This is a genomic window from Beijerinckia sp. 28-YEA-48 (assembly GCF_900104955.1).
In the GTDB taxonomy this organism is placed as follows: Bacteria; Pseudomonadota; Alphaproteobacteria; order Rhizobiales; family Beijerinckiaceae; genus Terripilifer.
In genome coordinates this window covers 1,148,585-1,174,632 of sequence record NZ_FNSI01000001.1, presented here as the reverse complement: position 1 = coordinate 1,174,632, position 26,048 = coordinate 1,148,585, and the positions used below count along the sequence as shown (strand labels likewise).

Annotated in this window: 22 protein-coding genes; 12 read left to right on the top strand and 10 right to left on the bottom strand. The window is 61.0% G+C overall.

What is annotated here, in order from left to right; translation table 11 throughout:
* The first annotated feature begins 92 nt into the window (after positions 1–92).
* Positions 93–3,023 (top strand): Rne/Rng family ribonuclease, encoded by a 2,931-nt coding sequence (locus tag BLW50_RS05570; protein ID WP_090698658.1) that lies wholly within the window; start codon positions 93–95, stop codon positions 3,021–3,023.
* Between the two features lie 101 nt (positions 3,024–3,124).
* Here BLW50_RS05570 and BLW50_RS05565 read toward each other — a convergent pair whose 3' ends face one another.
* On the bottom strand, positions 3,125–4,711 hold the full coding sequence (locus BLW50_RS05565) for an FAD-dependent monooxygenase (protein WP_090698657.1): 1,587 nt from the start codon (positions 4,709–4,711) through the stop codon (positions 3,125–3,127).
* Positions 4,712–4,731: 20 nt separating this feature from the next.
* Complete coding sequence (locus BLW50_RS05560) at positions 4,732–5,709, bottom strand: Bug family tripartite tricarboxylate transporter substrate binding protein (protein ID WP_170850001.1); 978 nt, start codon at positions 5,707–5,709, stop codon at positions 4,732–4,734.
* A 146-nt stretch (positions 5,710–5,855) separates the two neighbouring features.
* Between BLW50_RS05560 and BLW50_RS05555 the strand changes: the two genes are divergently transcribed.
* A complete protein-coding gene (locus tag BLW50_RS05555; protein WP_139267481.1) occupies positions 5,856–6,614 on the top strand; it encodes an IclR family transcriptional regulator in 759 nt (252 codons plus the stop codon).
* Between the two features lie 28 nt (positions 6,615–6,642).
* On the opposite strand, the gene BLW50_RS05550 is transcribed toward BLW50_RS05555, so the two are convergent.
* Complete coding sequence (locus BLW50_RS05550) at positions 6,643–7,851, bottom strand: pyridoxal phosphate-dependent aminotransferase (RefSeq protein WP_090698645.1); 1,209 nt, start codon at positions 7,849–7,851, stop codon at positions 6,643–6,645.
* A 52-nt stretch (positions 7,852–7,903) separates the two neighbouring features.
* On the opposite strand from BLW50_RS05550, the gene BLW50_RS05545 reads away from it, so the two are divergent.
* Positions 7,904–9,352 carry a M48 family metalloprotease gene (locus BLW50_RS05545; protein ID WP_244544142.1) on the top strand — a complete coding sequence of 483 codons (1,449 nt, stop codon included), beginning with the start codon at positions 7,904–7,906 and terminating at the stop codon, positions 9,350–9,352.
* Between the two features lie 147 nt (positions 9,353–9,499).
* Complete coding sequence (locus tag BLW50_RS05540; protein ID WP_090698639.1) at positions 9,500–10,294, top strand: DsbA family protein; 795 nt, start codon at positions 9,500–9,502, stop codon at positions 10,292–10,294.
* A 91-nt stretch (positions 10,295–10,385) separates the two neighbouring features.
* On the opposite strand, the gene BLW50_RS05535 is transcribed toward BLW50_RS05540, so the two are convergent.
* Entirely contained in the window at positions 10,386–10,901 is a 516-nt protein-coding gene (locus tag BLW50_RS05535; protein WP_090698634.1) for a hypothetical protein, read from the bottom strand.
* A 290-nt stretch (positions 10,902–11,191) separates the two neighbouring features.
* Here BLW50_RS05535 and aroQ point away from each other — a divergent pair, with 290 nt between their 5' ends.
* From aroQ to BLW50_RS05515, 4 genes are read left to right on the top strand one after another with little or no spacing between them, the layout of a single operon-like run.
* Positions 11,192–11,638, top strand: coding sequence for a type II 3-dehydroquinate dehydratase (aroQ, locus tag BLW50_RS05530; protein WP_090698632.1), 447 nt, complete (start codon positions 11,192–11,194; stop codon positions 11,636–11,638).
* 6 nt (positions 11,639–11,644) lie between these two features.
* Positions 11,645–12,124 carry an acetyl-CoA carboxylase biotin carboxyl carrier protein gene (accB, locus tag BLW50_RS05525; RefSeq protein WP_090698628.1) on the top strand — a complete coding sequence of 160 codons (480 nt, stop codon included), beginning with the start codon at positions 11,645–11,647 and terminating at the stop codon, positions 12,122–12,124.
* A 16-nt stretch (positions 12,125–12,140) separates the two neighbouring features.
* The gene (gene accC, locus BLW50_RS05520) at positions 12,141–13,499 is read left to right on the top strand and encodes an acetyl-CoA carboxylase biotin carboxylase subunit (protein WP_090698625.1); all 1,359 of its coding nucleotides are present in this window, start codon (positions 12,141–12,143) and stop codon (positions 13,497–13,499) included.
* Positions 13,500–13,536: 37 nt separating this feature from the next.
* Positions 13,537–13,902, top strand: coding sequence for a glyoxalase superfamily protein (locus BLW50_RS05515; RefSeq protein WP_090698622.1), 366 nt, complete (start codon positions 13,537–13,539; stop codon positions 13,900–13,902).
* A 179-nt stretch (positions 13,903–14,081) separates the two neighbouring features.
* Here BLW50_RS05515 and BLW50_RS05510 read toward each other — a convergent pair whose 3' ends face one another.
* Positions 14,082–15,059 carry an AraC family transcriptional regulator gene (locus BLW50_RS05510; RefSeq protein WP_090698620.1) on the bottom strand — a complete coding sequence of 326 codons (978 nt, stop codon included), beginning with the start codon at positions 15,057–15,059 and terminating at the stop codon, positions 14,082–14,084.
* A gap of 237 nt (positions 15,060–15,296) precedes the next feature.
* Here BLW50_RS05510 and BLW50_RS05505 point away from each other — a divergent pair, with 237 nt between their 5' ends.
* The 3 genes from BLW50_RS05505 to BLW50_RS05495 are packed head-to-tail and all read left to right on the top strand — an operon-like array spanning position 15,297 to position 18,942.
* Positions 15,297–17,609 (top strand): TonB-dependent siderophore receptor, encoded by a 2,313-nt coding sequence (locus BLW50_RS05505; protein ID WP_090698617.1) that lies wholly within the window; start codon positions 15,297–15,299, stop codon positions 17,607–17,609.
* Between the two features lie 4 nt (positions 17,610–17,613).
* Positions 17,614–18,753 carry a PepSY-associated TM helix domain-containing protein gene (locus BLW50_RS05500; RefSeq protein ID WP_090698614.1) on the top strand — a complete coding sequence of 380 codons (1,140 nt, stop codon included), beginning with the start codon at positions 17,614–17,616 and terminating at the stop codon, positions 18,751–18,753.
* A 3-nt stretch (positions 18,754–18,756) separates the two neighbouring features.
* A complete protein-coding gene (locus BLW50_RS05495) occupies positions 18,757–18,942 on the top strand; it encodes a hypothetical protein (RefSeq protein ID WP_090698611.1) in 186 nt (61 codons plus the stop codon).
* A 92-nt stretch (positions 18,943–19,034) separates the two neighbouring features.
* Here BLW50_RS05495 and BLW50_RS05490 read toward each other — a convergent pair whose 3' ends face one another.
* From BLW50_RS05490 to BLW50_RS05470, 5 genes are all read right to left on the bottom strand, one after another.
* Positions 19,035–20,051 carry an extracellular solute-binding protein gene (locus BLW50_RS05490; protein WP_090698608.1) on the bottom strand — a complete coding sequence of 339 codons (1,017 nt, stop codon included), beginning with the start codon at positions 20,049–20,051 and terminating at the stop codon, positions 19,035–19,037.
* 52 nt (positions 20,052–20,103) lie between these two features.
* Complete coding sequence (locus BLW50_RS05485) at positions 20,104–21,033, bottom strand: alpha/beta hydrolase (RefSeq protein ID WP_210186041.1); 930 nt, start codon at positions 21,031–21,033, stop codon at positions 20,104–20,106.
* 23 nt (positions 21,034–21,056) lie between these two features.
* The gene (locus tag BLW50_RS05480; RefSeq protein WP_090698606.1) at positions 21,057–22,160 is read right to left on the bottom strand and encodes an ABC transporter ATP-binding protein; all 1,104 of its coding nucleotides are present in this window, start codon (positions 22,158–22,160) and stop codon (positions 21,057–21,059) included.
* Positions 22,160–23,941 carry an ABC transporter permease gene (locus tag BLW50_RS05475; protein ID WP_090698602.1) on the bottom strand — a complete coding sequence of 594 codons (1,782 nt, stop codon included), beginning with the start codon at positions 23,939–23,941 and terminating at the stop codon, positions 22,160–22,162. Before BLW50_RS05475 ends, BLW50_RS05480 begins: the two co-directional genes overlap by 1 nt.
* A gap of 309 nt (positions 23,942–24,250) precedes the next feature.
* Positions 24,251–25,036, bottom strand: coding sequence for a class I SAM-dependent methyltransferase (locus BLW50_RS05470; protein WP_090698596.1), 786 nt, complete (start codon positions 25,034–25,036; stop codon positions 24,251–24,253).
* Between the two features lie 289 nt (positions 25,037–25,325).
* On the opposite strand from BLW50_RS05470, the gene aat reads away from it, so the two are divergent.
* Positions 25,326–26,000: a leucyl/phenylalanyl-tRNA--protein transferase gene (aat, locus tag BLW50_RS05465; RefSeq protein WP_090698592.1), complete on the top strand. Its 675-nt coding sequence runs from the start codon at positions 25,326–25,328 to the stop codon at positions 25,998–26,000.
* The last annotated feature ends 48 nt before the right edge of the window (positions 26,001–26,048 follow it).

Here is a 26,048-nt window from a genome sequence, read left to right as displayed (position 1 = left end):
GCCCCGCCCTCAAGCGGAGCGCGCACCAGCACGCGGACTTTCCGTGTCGCCGCCGTCGCGGGCTCATCACTACAGAGTCACAAGAGACCCCTATGGCCAACAAGATGCTTATAGATGCATCGCACCCGGAGGAAACTCGGGTTGTGGTGCTGCGCGGCAACCGCATTGAAGATTTCGATTTCGAGGCAGCCAACAAGAAACCGCTGAGAGGCAATATCTACCTCGCCAAGGTGACACGGGTTGAACCGTCGCTGCAGGCAGCCTTCATCGAATACGGTGGCAACCGTCACGGATTTCTCGCCTTCTCGGAAATCCACCCCGACTATTATCAGATCCCGGTCGCCGACCGGCAGGCCCTGCTCGACGAGGAAGCTCGCCAGCACAGCGAAGAGGAAGAAGAAGAGCCGCGCAATGGCGGGGGCCGTCGCAGCCGCCGCAATCGGCGTGGCCGCGACCGCTCCGAGCGCCGCGCCAGCAATGGCGACGAGACCGTCTCGGGTGAGGCGCATGAGAATGGAGAAAATAGCGAGAACGGCGATCAGCCGCATCTCGACATTCCGGCTGAGCAACCCGACGCCGACTTCCTGCCGCACGATGGCGAAGGCGAACATCGCGCCGCGCCGGTCGCGCATGAGCACGAGCAGGAACCGGCACGCCTGATCGAAGGCTCCGAGGCCAGCCCGCCCGAGCCGATCGAAGCGCTCCAGCTGGCTGAGGCACCCCAGCCGCAGGCTGAACCCGCCCCTGCCGAACACACGTCGCACGAGCATTCGTCTGACGTCGAGGCCGTGCATCACGCAGACGCTGGCGAAGCCCAAGACAAAACCCATGGCGAAGAGACCGAGGCCCACGCTGCCGAGGCGCGCCACGGCGACGAGGAACACGACGGCGAACACGCCGACGATGAGGACGACGAGGACGAAGACGGCAACGGCGAGGAAGAAGAAGAGCATGTCGAAATGCTCGGCGGCGACGCGCTGGAAGAAATGCCGCGCCGCGCCCCGCGCAGCCGTCGTCAATACAAGATCCAGGAAGTCATCCGCCGCCGCCAGGTCCTGCTCGTCCAGGTCGTCAAGGAAGAACGCGGCAACAAGGGCGCAGCCCTGACCACCTATCTGTCGCTCGCCGGCCGCTATTCGGTGCTGATGCCGAACACGGCGCGTGGTGGCGGCATTTCCCGCAAGATCACCGACGGCGAAGACCGCAAGCGCCTCAAGGAAATCGCCCAGGAGCTCGACGTGCCGGAAGGCATGGGCGTGATCCTGCGCACCGCCGGCGCCGCGCGCACCAAGCAGGAAGTCCGGCGTGACTTTGAATATCTGCTGCGCATGTGGGAATCGGTGCGCGAACTGACGCTCGAATCCACCGCGCCGAGCCTCGTTTACGAGGAAGGCTCGCTGATCAAGCGCTCGATCCGCGACCTGTTCAACAAGGACATCGACGATATCACCGTCTCCGGTGAGGCCGGTTTCGAGGAAGCACGCAGCTTCATGGGCATGCTGATGCCGACCCACGTGCGCAATGTGCGCCAGTGGAACGAGCCGCAGCCGCTCTTCGCCAAATATGGCGTCGAACAGCAGCTCGATGGCATGTTCTCGACCCAGGTCACCCTGAAGTCGGGCGGCTATATCGTCATCAATTCGACCGAAGCCCTCGTCGCCATCGACGTCAACTCCGGCCGCTCCACCCGCGAACACAATATCGAAGACACGGCGCTCCGCACCAATGTCGAGGCCGCTGATGAAGTGGCGCGGCAACTGCGCCTGCGCGATCTCGCCGGCCTCATCGTCGTCGACTTCATCGACATGGAGGAGCATCGCAACAACCGCACCGTCGAGCGCCGCTTGAAGGAAGCGCTGCGCGCCGACCGGGCCCGTATCCAGGTCGGCCGCATCTCGCATTTCGGCCTTCTGGAAATGTCGCGCCAGCGCATGCGCCCCGGCGTGCTGGAAGGCTCCAGCGTCGTCTGCCCCCATTGCGCCGGCGCCGGTACGGTGCGTTCGACCTCGTCGATCGCCCTGCATGTCCTGCGCGTGCTCGAAGACGGGCTGATCCGCAACGCCTCCTTTAATATGACGGTGAAGACGCGCAGCGTCGTCGCCCTCTACATCCTCAACCAGAAGCGCGCACATCTGCGCGAGCTGGAAGAGCGTTTCGGCGTGGCGATCACCGTGCTCGGCGACGACACGCTGGCGGGCTCGGTTTACCACACGCTCGAACGCGGCGAGCCGGCAACGGCCGTGCCGGCGCCGACCGTGCAGAAGCCGCTGGTGCGCGTCGACTCCATCTCGCCCTATGACGATGAAGCCATCGAAGAGAGCGACGACGAAGACGAGAGCAACGAACAGGCCGACAGCCCGCAGGAAGCGCGCGGCGATGGCGAACAAGAAGCCGGTCGCCGCCGTCGGCGCAGACGCCGCGGTCGCAACCGTGAATCTTCAGGCATCGATCCGTCGGCGCCACAGCCCTCCGACGACGCTCTCGCCATCACTGCCGGCCTCGAAACGCCGTTCGCCGGCGATCCGGAAGCCGCCGCTAACGACGATGCCCCGGAAACCGCCAATGGCGAAGCCCAGGAAGCACGCGAGGAGCGCGAAGGCCGTGGTCGGCGCCGCTCGCGGCGCGGCAATCGCCGTGGTCCTTACGGCCTGCCGCGCAATGGTGACGGTGACGAACATGAACCGCGCCGTTCGCAGGAAGGCGCGTGGATTAAAACGGACGACGGTCAGCCCGACGCCGAATTCGCCCCCTATGCGGCACCCGCTGAAGCTGAAGCCGAACCCGCGTCCGGCACTCACGAAGCGCATCACGACGTAGCCCCCGAGCCGCAGGCCCCCCCGGCCCCGGTGCATGCCCATCACGAAGCGGAGCAGCCGACGGCACCGATCGCCGTGACGCCATCCGCCGAGGAACAGGCGCAAGCAGCCCATCGCGAAGTCGAATTGCTGCCCGAGGCCCCGCCCCCGCAGCAAAAGCGTGGCGGCTGGTGGCAGCGCGCCAAGTCGACGTTTAACGGCGAATAAGAGATCGCCTCATCTGAATAAACAAAGCCGGGCTGATGCCCGGCTTTGTCGTTTCAAGAAGGCCGTTCCGGCGTATTGCAGTTTGACCGCGCCAGCGCCGTTTAAGAACGGCCTGTCGCTCGTGCGAGAATGCTGGCGGCATCGACATGGTTCAGGTCGCTGCGCCAAACAACATATTGGTCAGGACGAACAAGAATGAGATTGGCCTCATAGCTCTCACGCCCGCCATCCAAGCTGTCGCGGACAACTTTAAGCGGTATGCCCAAATCGGCGGCCGCTGACGTGAACGATGCAACATCGTCGTCAGGTGCGCCAAAGGCCAGAAGCGTAAAATCGAAGCCCAGCTCTTCAAAACTATTGCGGCCCGATGACATCGGCACGGGCGCCAGATGATGTCCCGCCCGGGCACGCACAGCATGCGTTCCGTGCGCCGTATTCACCCCGCCAACCGGACCACAGACGACGGGCGAGCCCTCGTAATTTGGCTCATACTGCTGGAACCGCGAGCCAATGTCCGTTGCGTAACCCTGCCAGGCCGTTTCAAACTCGGTTTTGTCGACCTGCGGATTATAACGATCAAGGAATGCAGCGTCGCGCTTGATGCGGCTGGTAATAAAATCATCCGCCGTTTCCCAAAACACCGGGCGGCGTTCGATGCTGTAGCTCTCAAGCAGGCGATCGCTTCCCCACCCTTGCACACGGGCTGCGATCTTCCACCCCAAGTTCCGGATGTCTTCCAATCCGTTGTTCAGTCCAAATCCGCCATAGGGCGGATGGCTGTGCGCCGCATCGCCAGCAATGAAGATCCGGCCAAGTTGATACTGCTCGGCGACCGCGACACGCATTTTCCAAAATGAAACATGCTCGAAATCGCAGTTGCAGTCGAAGCCCGCCGCTTCACGAATAAGGCCCACGGAATCGAAGGTTTTGATATCCGCGTCCATCGGCACCGGGGCATGAAAAAACCATTCGTCCGGTTCTGAAATCCGCCCAAAGAACTGCCAGTATCCCTTCAACTCGGGTCGGAGCACGCGATAGGTCGAGCGTTGCGGAAATCTCTCGAGATACTTGCTCAATTCCGGGGAGCGGAACACGGCCAGAAGCATGTTCTGCTCGTAATCCTGCTTGTTTCGCTCGATCCCCAATTGGGTTCTGACCGTGGAATGGGCGCCATCACACCCCACCAGATAATCGCCGGAGACCAAAACCCGCTCGTTTGTATCGATCGAGCGAATTTCGACGCGCACACCGTTGGCATCTTGGACAACAGGGCCAGCCTCCCATCCAAACAGCGTGTCAACAGAGGCAAGCGTGACGACGTTCTTACGAAGAACGGCTTCCATCTGATATTGCGGGAGACGTTCGTTATCTTGCGCGTAGAAAGCACGGACAAGCTCGCGCCCTGCAGGCGCATGCCAATAGTCGCTGGTTAAATTGCCGTAGGCGGTCAACTCACCAATCGGATAGCCCTTCGGCATGAGGCGCGCGGCGCGAAGTTCTTTTTCCAAGCCCCATGTCGCAAAATGTTCAAGGGTCCGTTGCGTGAGGTTCTGCCCTTTTGGCACTTTGCTCAGTGTTGTGCGCGGCTCGACGAGCAAACACGAAACACCGCGTTGCCCGAATTCGGTGGCGAGCCCGACACCGACGGGACCGCCGCCAACGATGATGATCTGATAGTGACTTTTCACGATGCGATGTCCTGAAAAAGTTAGCGCGCGGCGTCGGAGATTTGGCGGGCGCGCTCCACGATGGCCGGATCGGTGGCGTAGACCTTCGATAGAATGTTCGCGATTTCGTCGCCCGAAACCGGAGAGACATCGATCGACTGCTTTTCAGCTTCCGCGATAAACTCGGGATCCTTCATGGTCTGCTGGAAAGCAGAGCGAAGAATTTCGATGCGTTCGCTTGGAACGTTGGGCGGCGCAGCCAAGGGCCATGCGATCTCGAGCCGCGCGAGAAAAAACTGGAGCAATTGGCGGCTGCTGTCATCGGTGACCAGATCCAGGGATGACGGAACGTCCGGCAAGTCGGGCGCTTTGGTCAGACCAAGCTGCATCAGGATGCGAACTTGCTGTTGCTTGATCCAAGCTGGGCGGCTGGCTTTCAAATATCCCCAGGACAGCCCGGCCATGCCATCAGCTTCGCCGCGATCAACCGCCAGCAGCGTCTCCGTGGCGCCCGGATAGCCCGTCACAATCTTCAACTTGGTGTCAAAAATCGTATTGACGATACGCGGAAATGTCGCGGTATCAGCACCTGCTCCCGTGGTCGCGACGACCATTTCTTTTGTCTTGAGATCATCAAAGACTTTGATGGGCGCTTGTTGACGGACAAAGACCACATTGGTCTCGCGGCTCGGGCTGCCGATCCAATTCAACTTACGCGGATCGAACTGTGCGCTTTTATTGCCGAGCAACGGCTCGAAGGCGATGCCACGTGAAAATGTGCCGAGAGAAGTGCCATCTTTCAGGGAGATATTCGAAAGGTAGTTGATGGCCGTCAGGCTGCCGGCGCCCGGCATGTTTTGAACGACGACGGTGGGATTACCCGGAATATACTTTCCAATGTAGCGACTGATGGTGCGCGCGCTGAGGTCGTAGCCGCCCCCCGGCGAAAAGCCGACAATAATGGTGATGGTCTTGCCTTTGTAAAAGGCTGGGCTTTGCGCCTCGGCAACCGAGACCATCGGCAAACAGGCTGCCAAAATGGCGCAGCAACGGAGCGCCCCCTTCGAAAATATCATCTCTCTCCCCAAAAAACAGAACATCATTCTGTTTTTGCCTTACAGCAACTCGGGAGGACGTTCAAGAAAATAGAACGCCATTCTGAAAGTTGACAATTGCCGCCATTTTTTGGAAGTGTCACCCCATGACAGACCTTAGACAGGACGATGGCGACGCCAAGAATGTTGCTTCGGTGGAGCGTGCGCTCAATCTGTTGCTGGCATTCTCGATCGCGCGGCCGCGCATGACGCTGGCCGACCTCGCGGAAGCGACGGGATTGTACAAGAGTACGATTTTACGCCTGGCTCAGACTCTTGAAGCGCTTGGATTTTTGTCTCGCAGCGAAAGTGGTCAGTACTATCTGGGCTCGGCCACGCTGCAGCTCGCGCGCTTGCATCAGGAAGCGTTCGAGCCCGCGGAGGTGATTATTCCGGCCCTGCGGCTATTGGTCGAAGAAACCGGCGAGAGCGCCTGCTTCAATATCCGCAATGGCGACAATCGCGTCTGCCTCTACCGCATCGAGTCGCATCATCGTCTCCGCGACCATGTCACGGTTGGCGACGTCATTCCGTTGAAGCACGGCGCTGCCGGTCACATCCTCGAAGCGTTTTCTGGTGGCGAAGGTGCGCGGAATGCTCAAATCCGAAAGAAGGGTTATTCGGTGAGCCTTGCCGAGGTCAGTCAGGAGGTCGCGGCGATCGCCGCCCCGGTCTTCAAGACCGGGGGAGAGTTAGCCGGCGCCATCACCGTCAGCGGGCCGAGAAGCCGGATTGACGATGATGCCTTGAAGCGCCTTGAAGGCATTATCCTCAAGACTGCGGATATCTTATCCAAGCGGCTGGGAAGCGCGCATTCCATAGGCCCATAGTCGATCGAGATAACGGGGCGCGACCGCTCTATGATTTCGGCAGCCAGCGCTGCAGACGATCCAGCGCCTCGGCGATGTCATCCTGCGAACCGGCGAAGGAAAAGCGCACGGCGCTTGAGCCATGTTGGCGGTCGAAATCGACACCGGGTGTTGCAGCGACGCCAGCCTCGTTCAGCATGCGCTTGCAGAAATCAAGCGAGTCGTTGGTGAAGCGGCTGACGTTGCAATAGACGTAGAAAGCGCCGTCGACCGGATGAAAGTCGCCGAGACCGATGTGCGGCAGCTCCTTGATCAGCAAGGCGCGATTGCGGGCGTAGCCGGCTTTGACGATTTCGAGTTCGTCGATGGCATCGAAAGCCTTCTCAGCCGCGATCTGGCTCAGGGTCGGCGGCGAAATGGCGAAACTCTGCGCCAACCGCTCGACCGAGCGCGTCAGCCATTCCGGCAACACCAGCCAGCCGATGCGCCAGCCGGTCATGCAATAATACTTGGAGAAGGAATTGACGACGATCGCCTGATCGTCGAAGGCCAGCGCCGTCTGCGCCGGCCGTTCATAGGTCAGGCCATGATAGATTTCGTCGGAAACGAAGGCGATGCCGAGCCGTCGGCAGGTGGCGCCGATCTCTGCCAGCGCCGCATCGGTCATCATCGTGCCGGTCGGATTGGCCGGGCTCATCAGCAGCACGCCATCGAGCGGTTGCTGCGCATGGGCCGCCTCGATTATCGCCGCCGTCACCACATGACGGTCACGGGCGGACGTTTCGAGCGCCACCACGTTCACATCGATGGCCTCGAGGATGTTGCGATAGGCCGGATAGCCCGGCGAAGCGACGGCCACGCGCGCTCCGGCGTCGAACAGTGACAAAAATGCCAGAATGAAACCGCCGGACGAGCCGGTCGTCACCGCCACCCGCTCCATCGGCACGTGAACGCCATAGGTGTCGTGATAGTGCTGGGCGATGCGCGCGCGCAGCGACGGCAGGCCCAGCGACTGGGTATAGCCGATGCGGCCAGTTTCGAGCGCACGGATGGCAGCCTCGCGCACGATGCGCGGCGCCGGCGCCGATGGCTCGCCTGCTTCCATGCGGATGATGCGGCGCCCGCCGCTTTCCAGCGCGGCGGCCTCCTTGAACACCTCCATGGCAAGGAATGGCGCCACTTGGCTGCGCAACGCAGCCTGGTTACGCAACCTGCCGGGCAATGCTCGCTCTTGTCCCTGCCACCGTTCTGTCGCCATACTACTTGCCTTACGTGATCCGAAACTGTCCGAGAATTGCTCAAGAGTAGCCATGTCCCGCCCGCTGGACTTCCCGCCAACGATCTCCCGGCGCAGCCCTAACGCGTATTCGCCCATGCGCCTAGCCGCGATCACCCTGGCCTACGGCCTCGCCATATCAGGGATTGTGACAGGAACAGGGATTGCGACAGGCCTGCCAGCGCGCGCGCAGGAGGCCAGCCAGATCATCGTGCGCGATGCCGAGACCGAGCAATTGATGCGCGATTACGCCACGCCGATTTTCCGCGCGGCGGGCGTCAATGCCGGCGCGACACGGATCATCCTGGTGCAGGACCGCGCCTTCAACGCTTTCGTCGCCAACGGCCGCAAGATTTTCCTCAATCTCGGCACGATCATGGAAGCAAAAACGCCCGGCGAGATGATCGGCGTCATCGCCCATGAGACCGGCCATATCGCCGGCGGCCATCTGGTGCGCCAGCGTCTCGAATTGGCCAATGCGCAGATCTATTCGGTCGCCGGCCTGCTGCTCGGCGCCGGCGCGGTGGTCGGAGCCTCTCGCAGCCGTCAGGTCGGCACGGACTCCGGCGGCGCCATGGGCGCCATTCTCGGGCCGCAGGAAATGGTGCGGCGCGCCTTGCTCTCCTATCAACGCAGCGAGGAACAGGCCGCCGACATCGCCGCCGTCAAATATCTCAATGCCTCCGGCCAATCGCCCAAGGGCCTGCTGACAACCCTTGAGCGCTTTCAAAATGAAATGCTGTTCAAGTCGCAGGCGCTCGATCCCTATCTGCTCTCCCATCCGCTGCCAGCCGAGCGCGTTTCCAATCTGCAGCAGCAAGCGCGCCGCAGTCCGAATTTCGACAAACCGGACAATCCAGCGTTGCAGGCGCGGCATGATCTGGTGCGCGCCAAGGTGATTGCCTTCGTTGGCAACACTTCGGAGACCGGCCGGCGCTATCCCTTGAGCGACACGTCGTTGGCGGCGCGCTACGCCCGCGCCGTCGCCGCCTATCGCAACGGCCGCCTGCCCGATGCGTTGGGGCAGATCGATGCGCTGATCGCGACGCAGCCCAACAATGCCTATTTCCACGAGTTGAAAGGCCAGGCCCTGCTCGAAGCCGGCCGTGCTGGCCAGGCGATCGAGCCGCTGCGCCGCGCCGCGGCCCTGGCGCCACGCGGCGTGCCGATCCGCGTTATGCTCGGCCATGCTTATGTGGCGACCAACAATCCGACCTATGCCAATGACGCGATCCGCGTCCTCACCCGCACCACCCAGGAAGAAGACGACAACGCCGAGGCCTTCCAATTCCTCGCCATGGCCTATGAGCGCAAGGGCGACCAGGCCAATGCCATGCTCAGCGCCGCCCAGGGTCTGTTCCTCGTCGGCAAATTCGTCGAAGCTCGCACCCAGGCCGATCGCGCCAAGCGCCTGTTCAAGGACAACTCCCCCGGCTGGCTGAAGGCCGACGACATCCTCGAATACCGGCCGCCGAAGGACTGAAAGCCGCAATATCTTCCCGCATCCCCGCGCGGCGGGCGATCAGGCCAAGATTGTGGTCGTTCACACCAAATTGTCTGGCCGCCGTTCGCGATTCAGCCGCTTTCAGCCTATAGCTTCAGGTCAAGCACCCTCATTCTGGATACAAACATGCGTTTTCCTGATTCTATGGCCGGCAAGATCGCCGCCTTCGCGGTAGTCGCCCTCCTGGCCTTCGGCGTCGGGATCCTCGCCCGCAGCCCTGCCGTCGTCGCACCGACAACGGAACGGACGCAGGTCGAAGCCATCATCAAGGACTATCTGCTGAAGAACCCGGATGTGGTGCGGATGGCGCTTGAGGAGATGGAGCGGCACACCCAGGCGCAGGAAGAAACGCGCAAGCAAGAGTCCGTCGCCAAGCTCAGCCCGCAGATTTTCCAGTCCAAATATCAGACCGTTCTGGGCAATCCGGACGGCAAGATCCAGCTTGCGGAATTCTTCGATTACAATTGCGGCTATTGCAAACGCGCCCTCAGCGACCTCTCGCAGTTGATGAAGGACAACCCCGATCTACGTGTCGTCCTTAAGGAATTTCCAGTTCTTGGACCGGGCTCCGTCGAGGCTGCGCAAGTCGCCATCGCGCTCAAGAAACAGGTCGATGCCCCGAAATACTGGGAGTTCCACCAGAAACTTCTCGGTGGCAGCCGCGGCCCGGTCAGCAAGGCGCAGGCGCTCGCCGTCGCCGAGGAAACCGGCGCCGATCTCGACAAGCTGCAAGCCGACATGGCTGGCCCGGATGTCCGCGCGGGCCTCAGTGAAGTGATGAACATCGCCGAGACCCTCGGCCTGAACGGCACGCCGTCCTATATCGTCGGCTCCGAAATCGTCGTCGGCGCCGTCGGCGTGGAAAAGCTGCAGGACAAGATCAGCAACCTGCGCAAATGCGGCAAGACCGACTGCATCTAAAAGCCTGGCTGCATCTGAGCCATTCACTATTCCGGAACTGACCGATCCCCGAGGTTCGCCTCGGGGATTATTTTTTGAGGCTCAAGGCGAACTACCGCGCCGCCGCCTGCTGCGGCACGGGCGCGGTGGCATTGGCCGCATTGCTCGCGGGATGCCAGCCCTCGTCGCTGCGGGCCACAGTGCCGACCCGCATCTGCGCCGTCACCATAAGCTCCGTGCCGGAATCGAAGCGCACCGTGTAGCGCAGCCGGTCCTGGCCCTCGAAACCGGGCTTGGGCTGATAGACGATATGGCTGCCAAAGCCGGTCTGGCCATTGCACTTGGCGAAATCGCCCTTGTTGCCGGAAAGCACGCGCGGCCCATCATTGACCGCCACCGTGCCGCTTGACGGCTGCTGCACGACGGTGACCACCGGCGCCTTGGTCGAGCAATCGGGCCGCATCGACGAATGGCTCCACACCTCCACCGGCTTGCCGGCCTCGGTCGAACGCCGCACCAGGGTCTCCTTGCCGGCCGATTGGCCAGCCACAGATCCAGAAGCTTGACCAAAAGCCTGCCCAGCCAGAAGCACCAGTCCCGTCGCCAGAACGATCGTCTTTGCCACCATCGCCAACTCCCAACCTGTCGCCGCCCACGCAGCCGATCCGATGCTGCCAGAACCTCGCGCGCTTTGCATCAAAAATTTTCATGTTTTGTTCTTTTTTGTTCTCTTTTGTTCTTGCGCAACCGGAACCCGCCCCGCGTTTCACGTGCGCAAAGCACGCCAGGAGAGCCCAAACCCTTCCATCCCAAGGATAACCGGGCTATGAGGCACCCCGGCGGGCACGCCCCCGCACCGCAGTCCTGCGGTTGTTCATCCGTTTCCGAGCGTCACCAAACCGTCCTGCCGAGCCACTGATGCAAGCCATCCATGTCCTCAACGGGCCCAATCTCAATTTGCTCGGAACACGCGAGCCGCAAATCTATGGCTCGGAAACGCTTGCCGATATCGAGACGCGCCTCATCGCCAAAGCCAGGGCCGCGAACTTGATCCTGGAATGCCGGCAGTCGAACCACGAGGGCGATCTGGTCGACTGGATCCAGGAAGCCGGCCAAGGCGGCGCGGGTGTCATTCTCAATGCCGGCGCCTATACCCACACCTCTATTGCCCTGCGCGATGCCATTGCCGGCTCCGGCGCCGATGTGATCGAGGTCCATCTCTCCAACGTCCACGCCCGGGAAAGCTTCCGCCACCGTTCCCTGATTTCGCCGGTGGCGCGCGGCGTCATCCTCGGGTTCGGATCCCTGTCCTATGACCTGGCCGTCGATGCGCTCATCGCGCTCGCGGCAAAGAAGAAGAGCTAAGACCGAATGACCAAGAAGCCCGAAGACGAAAAGCCCCGGTTTGACACCTCGCTGGTCGAGGAACTGGGCGCGATCCTGGGGCGTCTCGAACTGTCGGAGATCGAGGTTGAGCATGAAGGCATGCGCGTGCGCGTGTCGCGTCAGCCGCCGACCGTGATCGCCACAGCCGCTCCGACCTCCGTCATTGCGCCGCCGCCGCTGCCGATCGCCACCCCTGCGGCCGCCACACCAGCGGCCGCTCCTGTGGAGCATCCCGGCACGGTGAAGTCGCCGATGGTCGGCACCGCCTATCGCCGCCCGAGCCCGGATTCCAAGCCGTTCGTCGAGATCGGCAGCGTCGTCAAGGAAGGCGAGAAGATTTTGCTCGTCGAAGCGATGAAGACATTCAACGAGATCGTCGCACCGCGCGCCGGCACCATCACGGCGCTCTTCGTCGATGACGGCCAGCCGGTCGAGTATGGCGCGCCGCTGCTCGTGATCGAATAGACGGGCGGCCCAGCCGATGTTTGACAAGATTCTCATTGCCAACCGAGGCGAAATCGCCCTGCGCATTCTGCGCGCGGCGAAGGAACTCGGGATCGCCACGGTCGCTGTCCATTCCACCGCCGATGCCGACGCCATGCATGTGAAGCTGGCCGATGAATCGGTTTGCATCGGCCCGCCGACCGCGCGCGACAGCTATCTCAACATCCCTGCTCTGCTCGCCGCCTGCGAGATCACCGGCGCCGACGCTTTGCATCCGGGCTATGGCTTTCTGTCGGAGAACGCCCGCTTCGCCGACATCTGCGCCGATCACGGCATCACCTTCATCGGCCCCAAGGCCGAGCATATCCGCACCATGGGCGACAAGATCGAAGCCAAGAAGACGGCCCGCCGTCTCGGCATTCCTTGCGTGCCCGGCTCCGAAGGCGGCGTCACCGATGACGTCGAAGCGATGAAGATCGCCACCGAGATCGGCTTCCCGGTTCTGGTGAAGGCGGCGGCTGGCGGCGGCGGACGGGGCATGAAAGTAGCCCGCACCGCCGACGATCTTGTCGATGCGCTCGCCACCGCGCGCACCGAGGCGAAGGCTGCCTTCGGCGACGATGCGGTCTATCTCGAGAAATATCTGGAGAAGCCGCGCCACATCGAAATTCAAGTGCTCGGCGATGGCCAGGGCAACGCCATTCATCTGGGTGAACGCGATTGCTCGCTGCAACGTCGCCACCAGAAAGTCTGGGAAGAAGGCCCCTCGCCCGCGCTCAATGTCGAGGAACGCGAAAAGATCGGCGAGGTCGTCGCCAAGGCGATGCGCGAAATGGCTTATCTCGGCGTCGGCACGATCGAGTTCCTTTACGAGGACGGCCAGTTCTATTTCATCGAAATGAACACGCGCATCCAGGTCGAACATCCCGTGACCGAGATGATCACCGGCATCGATCTCGTCAACGAGCAGATCAAGATCGCCGCCGGCGCGCCGCTGACGATCACGCAGAATGACGTGCGCATCTCCGGCCATGCCATCGAGTGCCGCATCAACGCCGAACATCACGCGACCTTCCGACCCTCGCCTGGCCGCATCAGCTATTTCCATCCGCCGGGCGGCCTTGGCGTGCGCGTCGATTCCGCCGTCTATCAGGGCTATACGATCCCGCCCTATTATGACTCGCTGGTCGGCAAACTGATCGTCCACGGCCGCAGCCGCAACGAAGCACTGCTGCGCCTGCGTCGCGCGCTTGACGAATTCATCGTCGATGGTGTCGAGACCACCTTGCCGCTGTTCCGCACGCTCGTGCGCAATGCCGACATGCAGAACGGCGACTACGACATCCACTGGCTGGAAAAATTCCTCGCGACCGGCGGCATGGATCCGTCTCGGTAGAACGTCGGATCGCGAGCGAGCAAAAGGGTCACACCGCATGTCTCGTCTCGCACTCGACGCCGCCATCCCCATTCTACGCATCTACGACATCGCGAAAGCCAAGGAATTCTACGTCGACTTCCTTGGCTTCAAGATCGATTGGGAACATCGCTTCGACGATAATGCGCCGCTCTACATGCAGGTGTCGCGCTCCGGCACGAAGCTGCATCTGAGCGAACATTACGGCGACGGCACACCCGGCAGCGCCGTCTATATCCGGGGTCATGACGTTCCAGCGCTCGCGGCGGAACTGCATGCCAAGAAGGCTCGCTTCGCCCGGCCAAGCCCGACCGCCAAGGAAATGAACCTCACCGATCCGTTCGGCAACGTGTTGCGCTTCGACGACGCAACGAACCAGCATTGAACACGAGTGACGACGAGGTGACGGCCTGGAGAAAATCACGTTTCGGAAGAAACGTGATTTTGCTTAGCCCCTCTTATTTGGACGCGTCTTCATGGCGCTCGACGATTCCGTCGAGCTGTGAAGCGCTATAGTGACCGGACGCTTTCTCGCTCTCAGTGCGTAACAACTCAAAAAGCAAATCAAGAATGCGCGGCGTCTTCTCGACGCCAGTGCGTCGGAGACCGCCCAACCACCCTTTGAAATGCACGTGCGAATTGGCTTCCATTCAGATAGCCAACGCACTTAGCGATGCTATCGATGCTGACCGACGCGTCGCGCAGAAGCCACATGGCCCGCCTGATGCGCTGATGAGTGACGTAGGCATAGGGCGCTTCACCGGTGCTCGTCTTGAAGCGCCGGCTGAACTCGGCCGTACTCAGACCCGTGATGGAGGCCAAAGCCGGCAGGGAGATGTCATTCGACAGATGTTCGGCGATGAAATCACAAACGTGAATCAATTGCCTCGGTGACAATGCGCCCTCAGTGTTCTTCGGCGGCATCGAGGTGAGCCGCAACACCAGCAGTGTCAAGGCGTGTTCGATGAAGAGTGTCGACAACGCGTGTGTTTCTGCTTCGGCTGCAATCGCGATCAGAAGCTGCTCAAGCAAAGGGTCTTGATAGAAACGCGAGTAATCAATCAAACCGGCGCTGCCTTGCCGATGCAGATCGGCAATGATGGCGCCGAGCTTGTTGGTTGATATCCCCAGGCTCAAGAGGCTCATCGACGGCCAGGAACCGACGACGCGCGCATCGGGTCCGGCAAGCGCGATAACTCCTGGCCGCATTTGCCCATCGAGCCGGTTGCGATCCGTGGTTCTGTAAAGATGGCCGCCGCCGTCGCGGCATAGATGAATCCATGTGTCGGAAAGCTTCGCGAACTCGCCTTCTTTTGCCGCATATGTCGCATACATCAGCCGGACATCGCCGCTCTGGTTCGTCAGGAGCAATTCAACGCCGTGTCCGCCTTCTTTGCTGGCAGTCTGGGCCGATGGACCTCGCGTGCGGCGGAACGCGCCGTCTGCGCGCAGCCCGATTGCAGTATGATCGACAGGGACGCCCTGGTCTCCTCTGGCGAGGGTACCATCAGATGATTTCTGCACGAAACGGCGCGGTGTCATGTTGCCATTAATACAAATTGGATGGCGAAATACAAAATATCACTGCGGCGGAGGCATATTTTTTAAATTGTCTAAATATACTCTGTGTCTTTGCTGTTACGCAGGACAACTATTTGACGGTAGAACCGTCGATGCGCGCAGGATGTGACTTGTATACGCAGGATATGCAAGGCGCCGAGTTTGACCAAATTGGCGATGGCCCGCTAGCCGTGAGCGATACCTTAGCGGGAGAATTTGATGACGCCGACATTCCGAATGCAGGGCATCCTTATGCTGACGACGGCTTATGCTGCGCTCGCCTTCGGCATCGATCGGGTTTCCGCGCAATCGACCAACGGCGCCAGCAGTTTGCCCGCGGTCACCGTCGATGCGCCGATGCAAAGGCAGATCGCGCCTCGTGCCCCACGACATGTTCGACAAGCCGCCACGGGCCGGCCCCGCGCCGGAGCGCGCTCAAGCCAAGTCGCACAAACGCCAAGGCCGATCCCGCCCCAGCCGTTGCAAAATCCGACCACGATCCTGCGCGGCAACGGCCCGATCAACGGCTATGTCGCCGGTCGCAGCCTCGCCGGCACAAAGACCGACACGCCGCTTTTGGAAACGCCGCAGGCGATCTCCGTGGTCGGGCGCGATCAGATCCGCGACCAGAACGCCCAATCCGTGGTCGAGGCGCTGCGCTACACCGCCGGCGTCGCGGCTAACGCCAATCCGAACGACGGGCGCTTCGAGACGCTCCGCATTCGCGGTTTCGAGCCCGTCATTTACCTCGACGGCATGCAACTGCCCTACGGCACCGGCCTGTTCGCAAGGCCGAAGGTCGATCCCTTCATGCTGGAACGGGTTGAGGTGCTGAAGGGCCCGTCGTCTTCCCTCTATGGCCAGATCGCGCCCGGCGGCTTGGTCAATCTCGTCAGCCTGCTGCCGCCGTCCACGCCGATCCGCACCGTCGAATTTCAGGCCAACACGTTTGGCCGCGGCCAGGCGGCCTTCGACGTCGGCGGCCCTGTCGGCCCCAGCGGCGAATTTCTCTATCGCGTCACGGGACTGGTTCATGCCGGCGGCACGCAGGTCGACCACGTCGACGATTTTCGGGGCGTGATCTCGCCGTCGTTCACCTGGAAACCGAATGCCGATACGACGCTGACCGTGCTCGGTTCCTTCCAGCGCGACGATACCGGCGTTGAGATTCAGTTCCTGCCGGCTTACGGCACGCTCTATCCCAACCCCTATGGCAAGATTCCGATCAACAAATTCGTCGGTGATTCCAACTTCGATCACTACGGGCGCACGCAATATTGGGCGGGCTATCAGCTCGAACACCGCGTGAACGACGCTTTGACCCTGCGCCAGAATCTGCGCTACGCATCCCTCGATACCAATATCAAGGCGGTTATCGGACAAGGCGGCCTGGCCGCCAATATGTACACGCTCAATCGCTTCGCCTTCCGGGTGCCTGAAAAGGCTACCGCGTTCACACTCGACAATCAGGCGGAAGCACGTTTCAACACCGGGCCGCTGACCCACACAGCCTTGTTCGGGCTCGACTACCGGCACTCGACGGGCAGCTTCAAACAATATTTTGGCCCCGCTCCCTCCATCAACATCTTCAACACGGTCTACAGCCAGCCGATCACCTTACCGCCGCTGACGACCTTTACGGAACAGGTGCAAGATCAGCTCGGCCTCCATGCGCAGGATCAGATCGCGTTCGATCGCTGGCGCCTGACGTTGAGCGGCCGGCATGACTGGGTGTCAACGGAGACGCGCAACTACCTCAGCGCCACCACCCCAAAGCTCAATCAGAGTGACTCAGCCTTTTCCGGCCGCGTCGGCTTGAACTATGTGTTCGATTTCGGCCTGTCGCCCTATGTGGCCTATGCGCGGTCGTTCCAGCCGACGCTTGCCGTCACGACCACCGGTCCGTCACGCCCGACCACGGGCGAACAGATCGAAGCCGGCGTCAAATATCAGCCCGTCGGCACCAATGTGATGCTGACGGCGGCGGTGTTCGACATTACGCAACAAAACATTCTCACGCCTAATCCTTCCGGGATACCGGGTGCTCCTCAGGTCCAGACCGGCGAAGCTCGATCGAAAGGCGTCGAATTGGAAGCCATGGCCTCGCTCACCGAAGGCCTCAAACTCATCGCGTCCTATACCTACACCGACACCAAGGTGACGAAGAGCAACACCGCCGCGCAACTCGGCAAGCAACTCATCATCACGCCGCGCAATCAGGCGGCCTTGTGGGCTGACTATACGTTCCAAGACGGCGCGGCGCGCGGTCTCAGCCTTGGTGCGGGCGTTCGCTACACCGGCAAATCCTATGGCGATGCGGCCAATACCATGCGCATTCCTGACTATGCGCTGGTCGATGCGGCGCTCCGCTATGATCTGGCCAACCTCAGCCCGACCTTGAAGGGCGCGACGATTGCCATCAACGCGCAGAATATTTTCAATCGCCCCTATGTTGCGACCTGCCAGAGCCTCAGCGCCTGCTTCTATGGCGCGGGCCGCGTCGTGACGGCGAGCCTGCGCATGACATGGTAAATCCATGACCTCGAAGACGCTTCGCATCTGGATCCGTGTGCACACCTGGACGAGCCTACTCCCCATGCTCGTCCTGCTCCTGCTGTGCGTGACCGGGCTGCCTCTCATCTTCCATGAGGACATCGATCGGGCCTTCGGCCAGCGCGGCATTCCCGATCCGTCCGCGACAGCGACAATGCCTCACCTTCCGCTTGACCGCCTGATGGAGATCGCGAGCCAGGCTCGCTCTGGCGAAGCCGTTCGCTTCGCCACACCGGTGCCGGGCGAACCGTTGTGGAACATGGCGATGGGCAGCTCGGTCGAGTCCCGCAAACTGACGGCAATCGTCACCGTCGATGCGCGAACCGGAAAGGTCATGCGAACCGGCGACCGCCTCCGCAGTCCCGCGATGCAATTCCTCAGGGATCTCCACTCAGAACTCCTCCTCGATGACAAAGGCATGTGGATCCTCGCCATTGTCGGCGTGTGCTTTGTCGCTTCAATCGTTTCGGGCGTCGTCGTCTACGCGCCCTTCATGCGTCGCCTCGATTTCGGCACCGTGCGCAAAACCAGCCGACGGCTGTATTGGCTCGACCTGCATAATTTGGGCGGCATCGTCCTCACCGTCTGGCTGCTCGCCGTCGGCCTGACCGGCGTCGTCAACACGCTCTCGCTGCAAATCGCCAATCACTGGGCGGCGACAGAGCTGGCCGAGATGATCCGCCCTTGGCGCAATACGCCAGTGCCAGCGAAAATCATCTCGGCTCAATCGGCGGCCGAGACGGCTCTCGCGGCGGCGCCCGGCATGACGATCAACACGGTCGCGATGCCCGGCACCATGATGGCCGGTGGCCACCACTACGATGTCTTTCTCAGCGGCAATCAGCCGCTGACCTCAAAACTCATCATGCCTGTCCTCATCAACGCCGAGGATGGTTCCATCAGCGACATGCGCAGCCTGCCCTGGTATGCGCAGGTGCTCTTCCTCTCAAAGCCGCTGCATTTCGGCGACTATGGTGGAATGTCCCTGAAAATTCTGTGGGCTCTACTCGATCTGGCGGCCATCATGGTTTTAGGCAGCGGTCTTTACCTCTGGTTGGCACGCATCCGCCGTCCGCAGGCAGCCAGCCAGACTTCCGAAGTCCAACACGCGCCAGGACGTTAAGCGATGACATTCCTGTCGCGGCATCGGCCGCTCAAGCTCATCTTTGGCGCACCGGCCGTCGTCGGTGGCGTAGTAGCTTTCGGATTGCTCTCGGCCCTGCTCGGGGACGGATTTTGGGACATACTGTCCTGGCTCGCGCTGGCGTTGCCGATCTTGCTCATCGCCTATTACGCGCTGATCAAGTCGTAACGACGCGAAGCTGACCTTCATCTCCCCATCGAGACGAACGGTCCAAGGACGGGGCGAAAGCATCAGACAAAGCGAAATCGGTTCATCCCCACTTATTGGAATATCTCATTGAACTTCTTCTTCACGACCGGCCCCTGCTTACGCAGGAAGGCATAGTCGACGCCGATCACCTTGATGTCCTTGATGGCGGGACTGCCGGCCGGTGGCGGCATGTCGATACGCGCCGAATAGGCGCCGTCCTCGGGGAAGAGCTTCTGAACGTCGTCGCTGATCATGAATTCGGCCAGGAGCTTGCCGGCATTGGGGTTGGGCGAGCCCTTGACCACCGAGGTTGGCGACGGGATCACATAGGTGCCGTCGGTCGGATAGATCGTCTCGATCGGATGACCGTCCTTACGATCCTCGGCAGCGTAAGAATCAAGCGCGCCAGCAGCGATCACGCGTTCGCCGCGCTTGATCATGTCGGAGACCTGCTGGTTGCTCTGCACGATCATAATGTCGTTCTGGCGCAGCTTCTCATAATATCCCCAGCCCTTCTCCTTCGCATTCATGCCAACCACCGTCAGTTGAAGCGAAGTGAAGGAAGGGTCGGTCATGACCTGCAGCCCCTTATATTTAGGATCGAGCAAGGCATCCCAGGTACGTGGCGCCATCGCCGCCGGCATCTTGTCGCTGCGCACATAGATCGTGATGATATTGAGCCGTTGAGCGATGAAATTGCCATTGGCATCCTTCGCGCTGTCGGGGATCTTATCGAAATTGACGGGCTTAAACGGGACGAACATGCCCTGGTCGCCCAGTTCCGCCGCAGCGGCGGGATCCGATGTCGTGAGGAGATCGGCGTTGATGCGCTTGGCCTGCGCCTCCTGCAGGAAACGGCGCAGGATCGCCGAGCCGCCCGAGCGGAAGATCTCGACCTTTACGCCGTATTTTGCCTCGAACATTTTCGCGATCTTCTGGCCGGTCTCGACCGGCGTCGACGTGTACCAGACGACTTTGCCTTCCTTTTTGGCGGCCTCCAGGTCGGCCCTGTCTTGCGCAAGCGTGACGCTGACCGCGCCCAGCGATATCACGGTGCCCATCGCGATCGTGTAAGCCAGTCTGCGCATGCGATCCTCCCTGGTTCGTTGATATTCCTTTGCAGTCGCCGGCCTTGCGGGCTCATTCACCGCGATAGAGCGGCTCCGGCTGTTCGAAGAAACTCCTCAAGATGTGATAAACCAGCTTGTAGTTCTTCTGCTGAAACGAGGCATGCGAGATGCCAGGCATGACGATGAATTGCTTGTCGGCATTCGGCAGCCGCGCATAGAAAGCCATCAGATCCTCGAAACTGGCGATGCCATCATATTCGCCCCGCATGATGATCGTCGGCACGGTAATCTTGGCCGGGTCGGTCAGCGGCAGGCGCGAGCACATGTCGACATAGGTGCCTGTCGGCATGGAATCGTCGAGCGCCAGGATCGCGTCGGCGAAGGCCTCGATCGTCGCGTGGTCGGCCGTTCCGGGATGGTCCCGCTCAAAGATCGAATGCACGAAAGCACGGTCGATCGGCCGGCGTTTCATCGCCTGGAATTGCGGTAGCTTCTTCTTGCGCTCTTCCAGCGTCGGACTCCCCTCGCCGGTCCACACGAAAGCGTCGAGCGCCAGCCGACGCACCCGCTCGGGATGACGCTCGGCAAAGCTCGCGGCGCGCAGCGCACCCGAAGAAATCCCATAGATCAGGAAAGGACGGTTGCCGCGCAGTTTCATAATATACTCGGAGGCTGCCGCCAGATCATCGGCGCCGTCAGCGATGTTGCTGGTGATGTCGCGGGTCTTGGTCGAGCGACCATAGCCCTCCATATCGACACACCAGGTATCGTAGCCCTGCTTGGCGAACCATTCCATCACCGAGGAATCCGGCCGGCCAGGAACATTGAGATCGAAGGTCGGTTGCGAGGCCATCGACGAGCCATGTACGAACAAGATCGTGCCCTTGTCGTCGCTGGGATGGTTTAGATATTTTTCGAATAGAAAGAGATCGACATCCCCCTTCTTGGTCCAGTGCTCCTCGCTCTTGATGGCGCCTTGCATGGTTGCATGCTGATTCATATCCGTCTCCGTCTCTGATGGTTTCATGCGGCCGAAGCGACGGCATCCGGCTCGCACGCGAACAGGCTGCACTGGCTTGGGTCGATGGTGATGCCGACGCTTTCGCCGATAGAAAATTGCTGCAAGGGATGGGTCTGAACGCGCAGCGCCCGTCCGCCCGGGATGACGACAACATATTCGCAGAGATTGCCGAGAAAGGTTCGCTCGCTGACGACACCGGCAAAGGCTTCGGGTGCGACGCTCAATCGGATATTCTCCGGGCGGATCGCGATGTCGATCTCCATACCCACCGCCATCTCGGGCGGCCGTGGCGCCACCAGGACCAATCCGCCGTCGGCCTCGATTTCGGCCCTGTCGCCGCTGATCGAGCGGATGCGGCCTGGAACCAAATTCACGAGCCCCATGAAGTCGGCGACGACGCGGTTCGCCGGCGTGGTGTAGACATCGAAGGGCGAGCCGAATTGCTGCAACCGCCCGGCATGCATCACGGCAATCTGGTCGGAGAGAGCCAACGCTTCGGCCTGATCATGGGTGACATAGATGAAGGTGATGCCCGTGCGCCGCTGCAATTGTTTGAGTTCGCCGCGCATCTTCTCCCGCAACTTGGCGTCGAGGTTCGAGAGAGGTTCGTCCAACAACAGGATGTCGGGCTCGACCACGAGCGAGCGCGCCAGCGCGACGCGCTGCTGTTGACCACCGGAAAGCTCATTGGGGAAACGCGCCGCGAGCCCCTTCAGATTGACCAGGTCGAGCGCTCCCTCAACCTTGTCACGGACCTGTGTCGAGGAGAGCTTCCTGAGTTTCAAGCCGAAGGCGATGTTCTCGTAGACCGTCTTGTGCGGCCAGACCGCATAGTTCTGGAAGACCATGCCCATGCCGCGCCGTTCAGGCGAGACCACGCCGGATGGCGACGAGACCAACCTGTCACCGACATGGATGGAACCGGTATCGGGGGTGACATAGCCCGCGATCAGTCGCAGCGTCGTCGTCTTGCCGCAGCCCGAAGGACCGAGCAGCGTGATAAACTGATTGTCCTGGACCGCCAGGTCGAGATCCTGCACAGCCGTCAGCCGCAGATGATGCCCACCATAGCTTTTGGAAAGCGAGGAGATCGTAATACCGGCCATCAGGCGGTTCCTCCCTGTGCTGTTAGGTTTTTATCGGACTCTTTGCCAATGCTTCCGCCAGCGATCTTGCGCGCCAGTGCGATCGCCACGACGATGATCGCCATGTTGATCATGGCAAGCGCGGCGACAGGCTCGGTATAGCCGGTTTCGTAGAGGTTGTAGATCGCCACCGCCAACGTCATCGAACTCGACGAGAACAGCAGGATCGAGGCGCTGAGTTCTTGGATGACCGGCACGAAGACGAGCAGCCAACCAGCAAAGAGACCAGGCCGCATCAGCGGCAAGGTGATCTCCTTAAGCGTATGGCCCCAGCTTGCGCCGAGGATGCGAGCGCTTTCCTCGAGCGTCGGATCGATCTGGCGCAGCGATGTATTGGCGGCGCGCACGCCCAGTGGAATATAGCGGCCGACATAGGCAAGCAGCAGGATCACCAGCGTGCCGTAAAGCGCGATCGGCATCGACAGCCAAAACTGGATCAACGCCACCGCCATGACGATCCCTGGCAAGCCGAGTGGCACCAAGGCGGCATAGTCGAGGAATTTGCGGCCAGGGAGATGAGTGCGGATGTCGATCCAGCCGATGATCGCGCCGAGAAAAACAGCGACGGTGGCGGCGATGGTCGCCAATCCGAGGGAATTGCGGATAGCGCGCTGCGTGACATCATAGTCGAACAGCACAAAGCGATAATGCTCGAGCGTCAGCCCCTGCCAAAAAGCAAGCCCCCACGACTTCGAGAGCGAAACCGCGATCAAGGTCATGTAGGGCAGCACGATCGCGATGAAAAAGACCAAGAGGCAAAAGCCAAAAAGCGGCCATTTGACCCAACCCAGGTCCATCAGTTGCGGCCTCGCGCCTTTGCCGCCCAGCGTCACGAAGGAGCGCTTCGCCAGGTAGGCGCGTTGCAGGTAGAGCGCTGCGATCGTGATGAAGACAAAAAGCAACGATAAAGCCGAGGCCAGCCCATACTGCGGCGGATAATCGAAAAGCGAATAGATGCGGGTTGGCAAGGTCACAATGCGGCCAGGCAGGCCGATGATCGCTTGCGAGCCGAACAGCGCGATGGCGTTAACAAAGGCAAGGAGAACGCCCGACAGGATCGCCGGCATCACCAGCGGCGTCGTGATCACCAGGGCCGTGCGCCATTTGCTGGCCCCTAAGATTTGGGCGGCCTCCTCATAGGATGCATCGACCGACTGAAGCGCGCTTGAGGCCAGCAGATAGACGTAAGGAAAAGTGTGCAGCACCGTGACCAGGACGAGGCCTGACATCGAGAAAATGTTGAAGCCAAGCCAAGGCAGACCGAGGACGTCGCGAGAGAAGGCGTTGATCAGGCCAGCGTTGGGGCCAAACAGATTGACGAAGGCGATCGCGGTCAGGAAAGGCGGCGAGAGATAGGATAGATTGGCGGTCAGAGTGATGAGCGGCTTGCCCGGTATATTCGTGCGCGCCACCGCCCAGGCTAACGGCAGTCCGAGCAGCAGGCTGAACAATCCCGTCCAGGCGCCCAAGATCAACGAGTTGAGCAGCGCCTGAACATAAAGCCGGCCAGAGAAAGCCTCGCTGAAATATTCGAGGGTGAAGCCATTCTCCCCCCAGATACTCCCGATCAGTAAGGAGCAGAGCGGCAAGACCACAAGCACGAACAGGGCGACGATCGCGCCGCCCATGATGAGATATTCCAGACTGAACAGGCGCGTGAAGCGCGACGGTGGCCGTTGCTTTGTCAGGCCGAGAGGGACTTGCCGGCCGAGGCTGATACTCCCAACCGTCGCTCCCGTCACAATAGCGCCCTAACACCAAAAACGCGCGAACGACGCGGCGCTTCAATCATCGGACCTCCCCAGGCGGGTTCTATTCGTTATAAGACTGGAGACTGACGATTGGCTTTCGGACTGTCAACCGGTTACCGCGATAGGCATCACAAGATCGCCGCCGCGCCCACTATGCAACATGTTGCAATCAGCCGTTTCACGCTCGTATTTCTTTCGAGAAGAATTGGCCCACTCTGCCGTACACGCTGATCCTCGAGCTAGACTACGACCATCACTCAACATTGCACTGCGCTTAGACGACGCAACAACCAGCACTGATTACCCTGCGACCTTGATCATGCTGTAGGCGTCGGTGACATAAGGCGTTGTCACGGTGCCCTGCCCTTTCAGCTCCGGCGTTGCTTCGATCAAGGCGCGGACCTCGGCCACCACTTTGGCTTCCTCATCTTTCGGCAGCGCCGCGATGAAGCTCGTCGAGCGCACACGATTGACGATGACATCTTCCGGTGCGCCGGTGTGGCCGTAACGGAAATGCACCGTCTGCATCGGTCCGAAACCGGCGAACGGAAAGGCCTGCTTCCAATCGCCATTGGCGTAACGGGGCGTGTTGCCTTCGTAGCGATCGACGATCGCATTGAGCTGTTTGACCCAGCCGACGGATGTGTCGCGCATGTTCCAAATCAAGCCGAGCCGACCACCCGGCTTCAAGACGCGGCAGATCTCCTTCAAGGCGCCGGCATGCGCGAACCAATGGAACGCCTGCGCGCAGACCACCGCGTCCACCGAACCATCGGGAAGCGGAATGGCATCCGCCATACCAAGGTGACTGATAACGTCAGGCCATGCCTGCGTCAGCTTCTCCAACATCTGCGGCACGGGTTCCACTGCGATCACAGAAGCGCCAGTCCGCACCAGATAGCCGGAGAACTTGCCGGAGCCCGCGCCCAGGTCGACCACCACCCGCCCAGGCTGCAAGCCAAGACCGTCACGCAACCAGTCCGACACTTCGCTTGGATATTCCGGCCGTCCCTTCGTGTAGAAATCGGCGCCCACGGCATAGCCGCCGGCCGCTGTCTGATGGATTGAAGACGAGACGTTTGCCATGGAACCGCGCTGCTCCTCGATGCAACCGTTCTCCCGAAGAACCTGTCGAAAGAACTTGTCGAAACAAATCGTGCCTCGATGAAGGGCCGGATTTACCTTAAGAGTTGTATTTTACCGTGTCTTGGCGGCGGCAGATGAGCAAACATCGCAATGCAGCCCGGCAAAGGTTACGCCTCGACAATCGCAAACCGGCGGGGAACCGAAAGCCGCCTCTTGACGAGCGCCGGTAGCGAACCCACCCTTTGCGCAGGATCAGGTGCCGTGAGTCAAAAGTCTTGAGCCGACAGTCATGAGCGAAGCCGGACAGATTTTCGAAATCACACCGCAGCTTTTGCTGCGCGCCTATTCGGTCGGCATGTTCCCCATGGCCGAGAGCGCCGACGATCCGTCGATTTTCTGGGTCGACCCGGAACAGCGCGGCATCTTTCCGCTCGACGGACTGGCGATTTCACGCTCGCTCGCCAAGGCGGTGCGCTCGGATCGTTTTGAAATTCACATCGACCGCGACTTCGACGCGGTGATCGACGGATGTTCCGGCGCCGGCATGGGCCTCTCCCGACCGAGCACCTGGATCAACACCCGCATCCGCAAACTCTACCGCGATCTCTTCGACCAAGGTCATGTGCACACCGTCGAGGCCTACAACGCCGGCGAACTTGTCGGCGGCCTTTATGGCGTCGCCATCGGTGGCGCCTTCTTCGGCGAAAGCATGTTTCACCGCGAGACCGATGCTTCGAAAGTGGCGCTGGTGCATCTGGTGGCGCGGCTCAACAAAGGCGGCTTCGAACTGCTCGACACGCAATTCGTCACGCCGCATCTGATCACGCTCGGCGCTGTCGAAATTCCGCGCGCCGAGTATCACGCCCGTCTCGACGAAGCGATTGGACGCCCGGCGCAATTCCATTGCTGGCCGAAGGGCGAAGTGATGTACGGCCGAGAAGTGTTGGCGGTGCTAGGGCGCTAGAATGACATGCCGGATCACGCTCACGCGCGTCCGACAGGACATCAGACT

Excerpts from the sequence above, each read along its gene's own strand:
- aat (WP_090698592.1), top strand. The coding sequence starts at position 25,326 with ATGAGCGAAGCCGGACAGATTTTCGAAATCACACCGCAGCTTTTGCTG.
- BLW50_RS05550 (WP_090698645.1), bottom strand. The coding sequence starts at position 7,851 with ATGGCGACAGAACGGTGGCAGGGACAAGAGCGAGCATTGCCCGGCAGG.
- BLW50_RS05500 (WP_090698614.1), top strand. The coding sequence starts at position 17,614 with ATGACCTCGAAGACGCTTCGCATCTGGATCCGTGTGCACACCTGGACG.
- BLW50_RS05485 (WP_210186041.1), bottom strand. The coding sequence starts at position 21,033 with ATGAATCAGCATGCAACCATGCAAGGCGCCATCAAGAGCGAGGAGCAC.
- aroQ (WP_090698632.1), top strand. The coding sequence starts at position 11,192 with ATGCAAGCCATCCATGTCCTCAACGGGCCCAATCTCAATTTGCTCGGA.
- BLW50_RS05470 (WP_090698596.1), bottom strand. The coding sequence starts at position 25,036 with ATGGCAAACGTCTCGTCTTCAATCCATCAGACAGCGGCCGGCGGCTAT.
- BLW50_RS05515 (WP_090698622.1), top strand. The coding sequence starts at position 13,537 with ATGTCTCGTCTCGCACTCGACGCCGCCATCCCCATTCTACGCATCTAC.
- BLW50_RS05495 (WP_090698611.1), top strand. The coding sequence starts at position 18,757 with ATGACATTCCTGTCGCGGCATCGGCCGCTCAAGCTCATCTTTGGCGCA.
- BLW50_RS05560 (WP_170850001.1), bottom strand. The coding sequence starts at position 5,709 with ATGGTCTCGGTTGCCGAGGCGCAAAGCCCAGCCTTTTACAAAGGCAAG.
- BLW50_RS05510 (WP_090698620.1), bottom strand. The coding sequence starts at position 15,059 with ATGACACCGCGCCGTTTCGTGCAGAAATCATCTGATGGTACCCTCGCC.
- BLW50_RS05570 (WP_090698658.1), top strand. The coding sequence starts at position 93 with ATGGCCAACAAGATGCTTATAGATGCATCGCACCCGGAGGAAACTCGG.
- BLW50_RS05505 (WP_090698617.1), top strand. The coding sequence starts at position 15,297 with ATGACGCCGACATTCCGAATGCAGGGCATCCTTATGCTGACGACGGCT.
- accC (WP_090698625.1), top strand. The coding sequence starts at position 12,141 with ATGTTTGACAAGATTCTCATTGCCAACCGAGGCGAAATCGCCCTGCGC.
- BLW50_RS05535 (WP_090698634.1), bottom strand. The coding sequence starts at position 10,901 with ATGGTGGCAAAGACGATCGTTCTGGCGACGGGACTGGTGCTTCTGGCT.
- BLW50_RS05545 (WP_244544142.1), top strand. The coding sequence starts at position 7,904 with ATGTCCCGCCCGCTGGACTTCCCGCCAACGATCTCCCGGCGCAGCCCT.
- BLW50_RS05490 (WP_090698608.1), bottom strand. The coding sequence starts at position 20,051 with ATGCGCAGACTGGCTTACACGATCGCGATGGGCACCGTGATATCGCTG.
- BLW50_RS05540 (WP_090698639.1), top strand. The coding sequence starts at position 9,500 with ATGCGTTTTCCTGATTCTATGGCCGGCAAGATCGCCGCCTTCGCGGTA.
- accB (WP_090698628.1), top strand. The coding sequence starts at position 11,645 with ATGACCAAGAAGCCCGAAGACGAAAAGCCCCGGTTTGACACCTCGCTG.
- BLW50_RS05480 (WP_090698606.1), bottom strand. The coding sequence starts at position 22,160 with ATGGCCGGTATTACGATCTCCTCGCTTTCCAAAAGCTATGGTGGGCAT.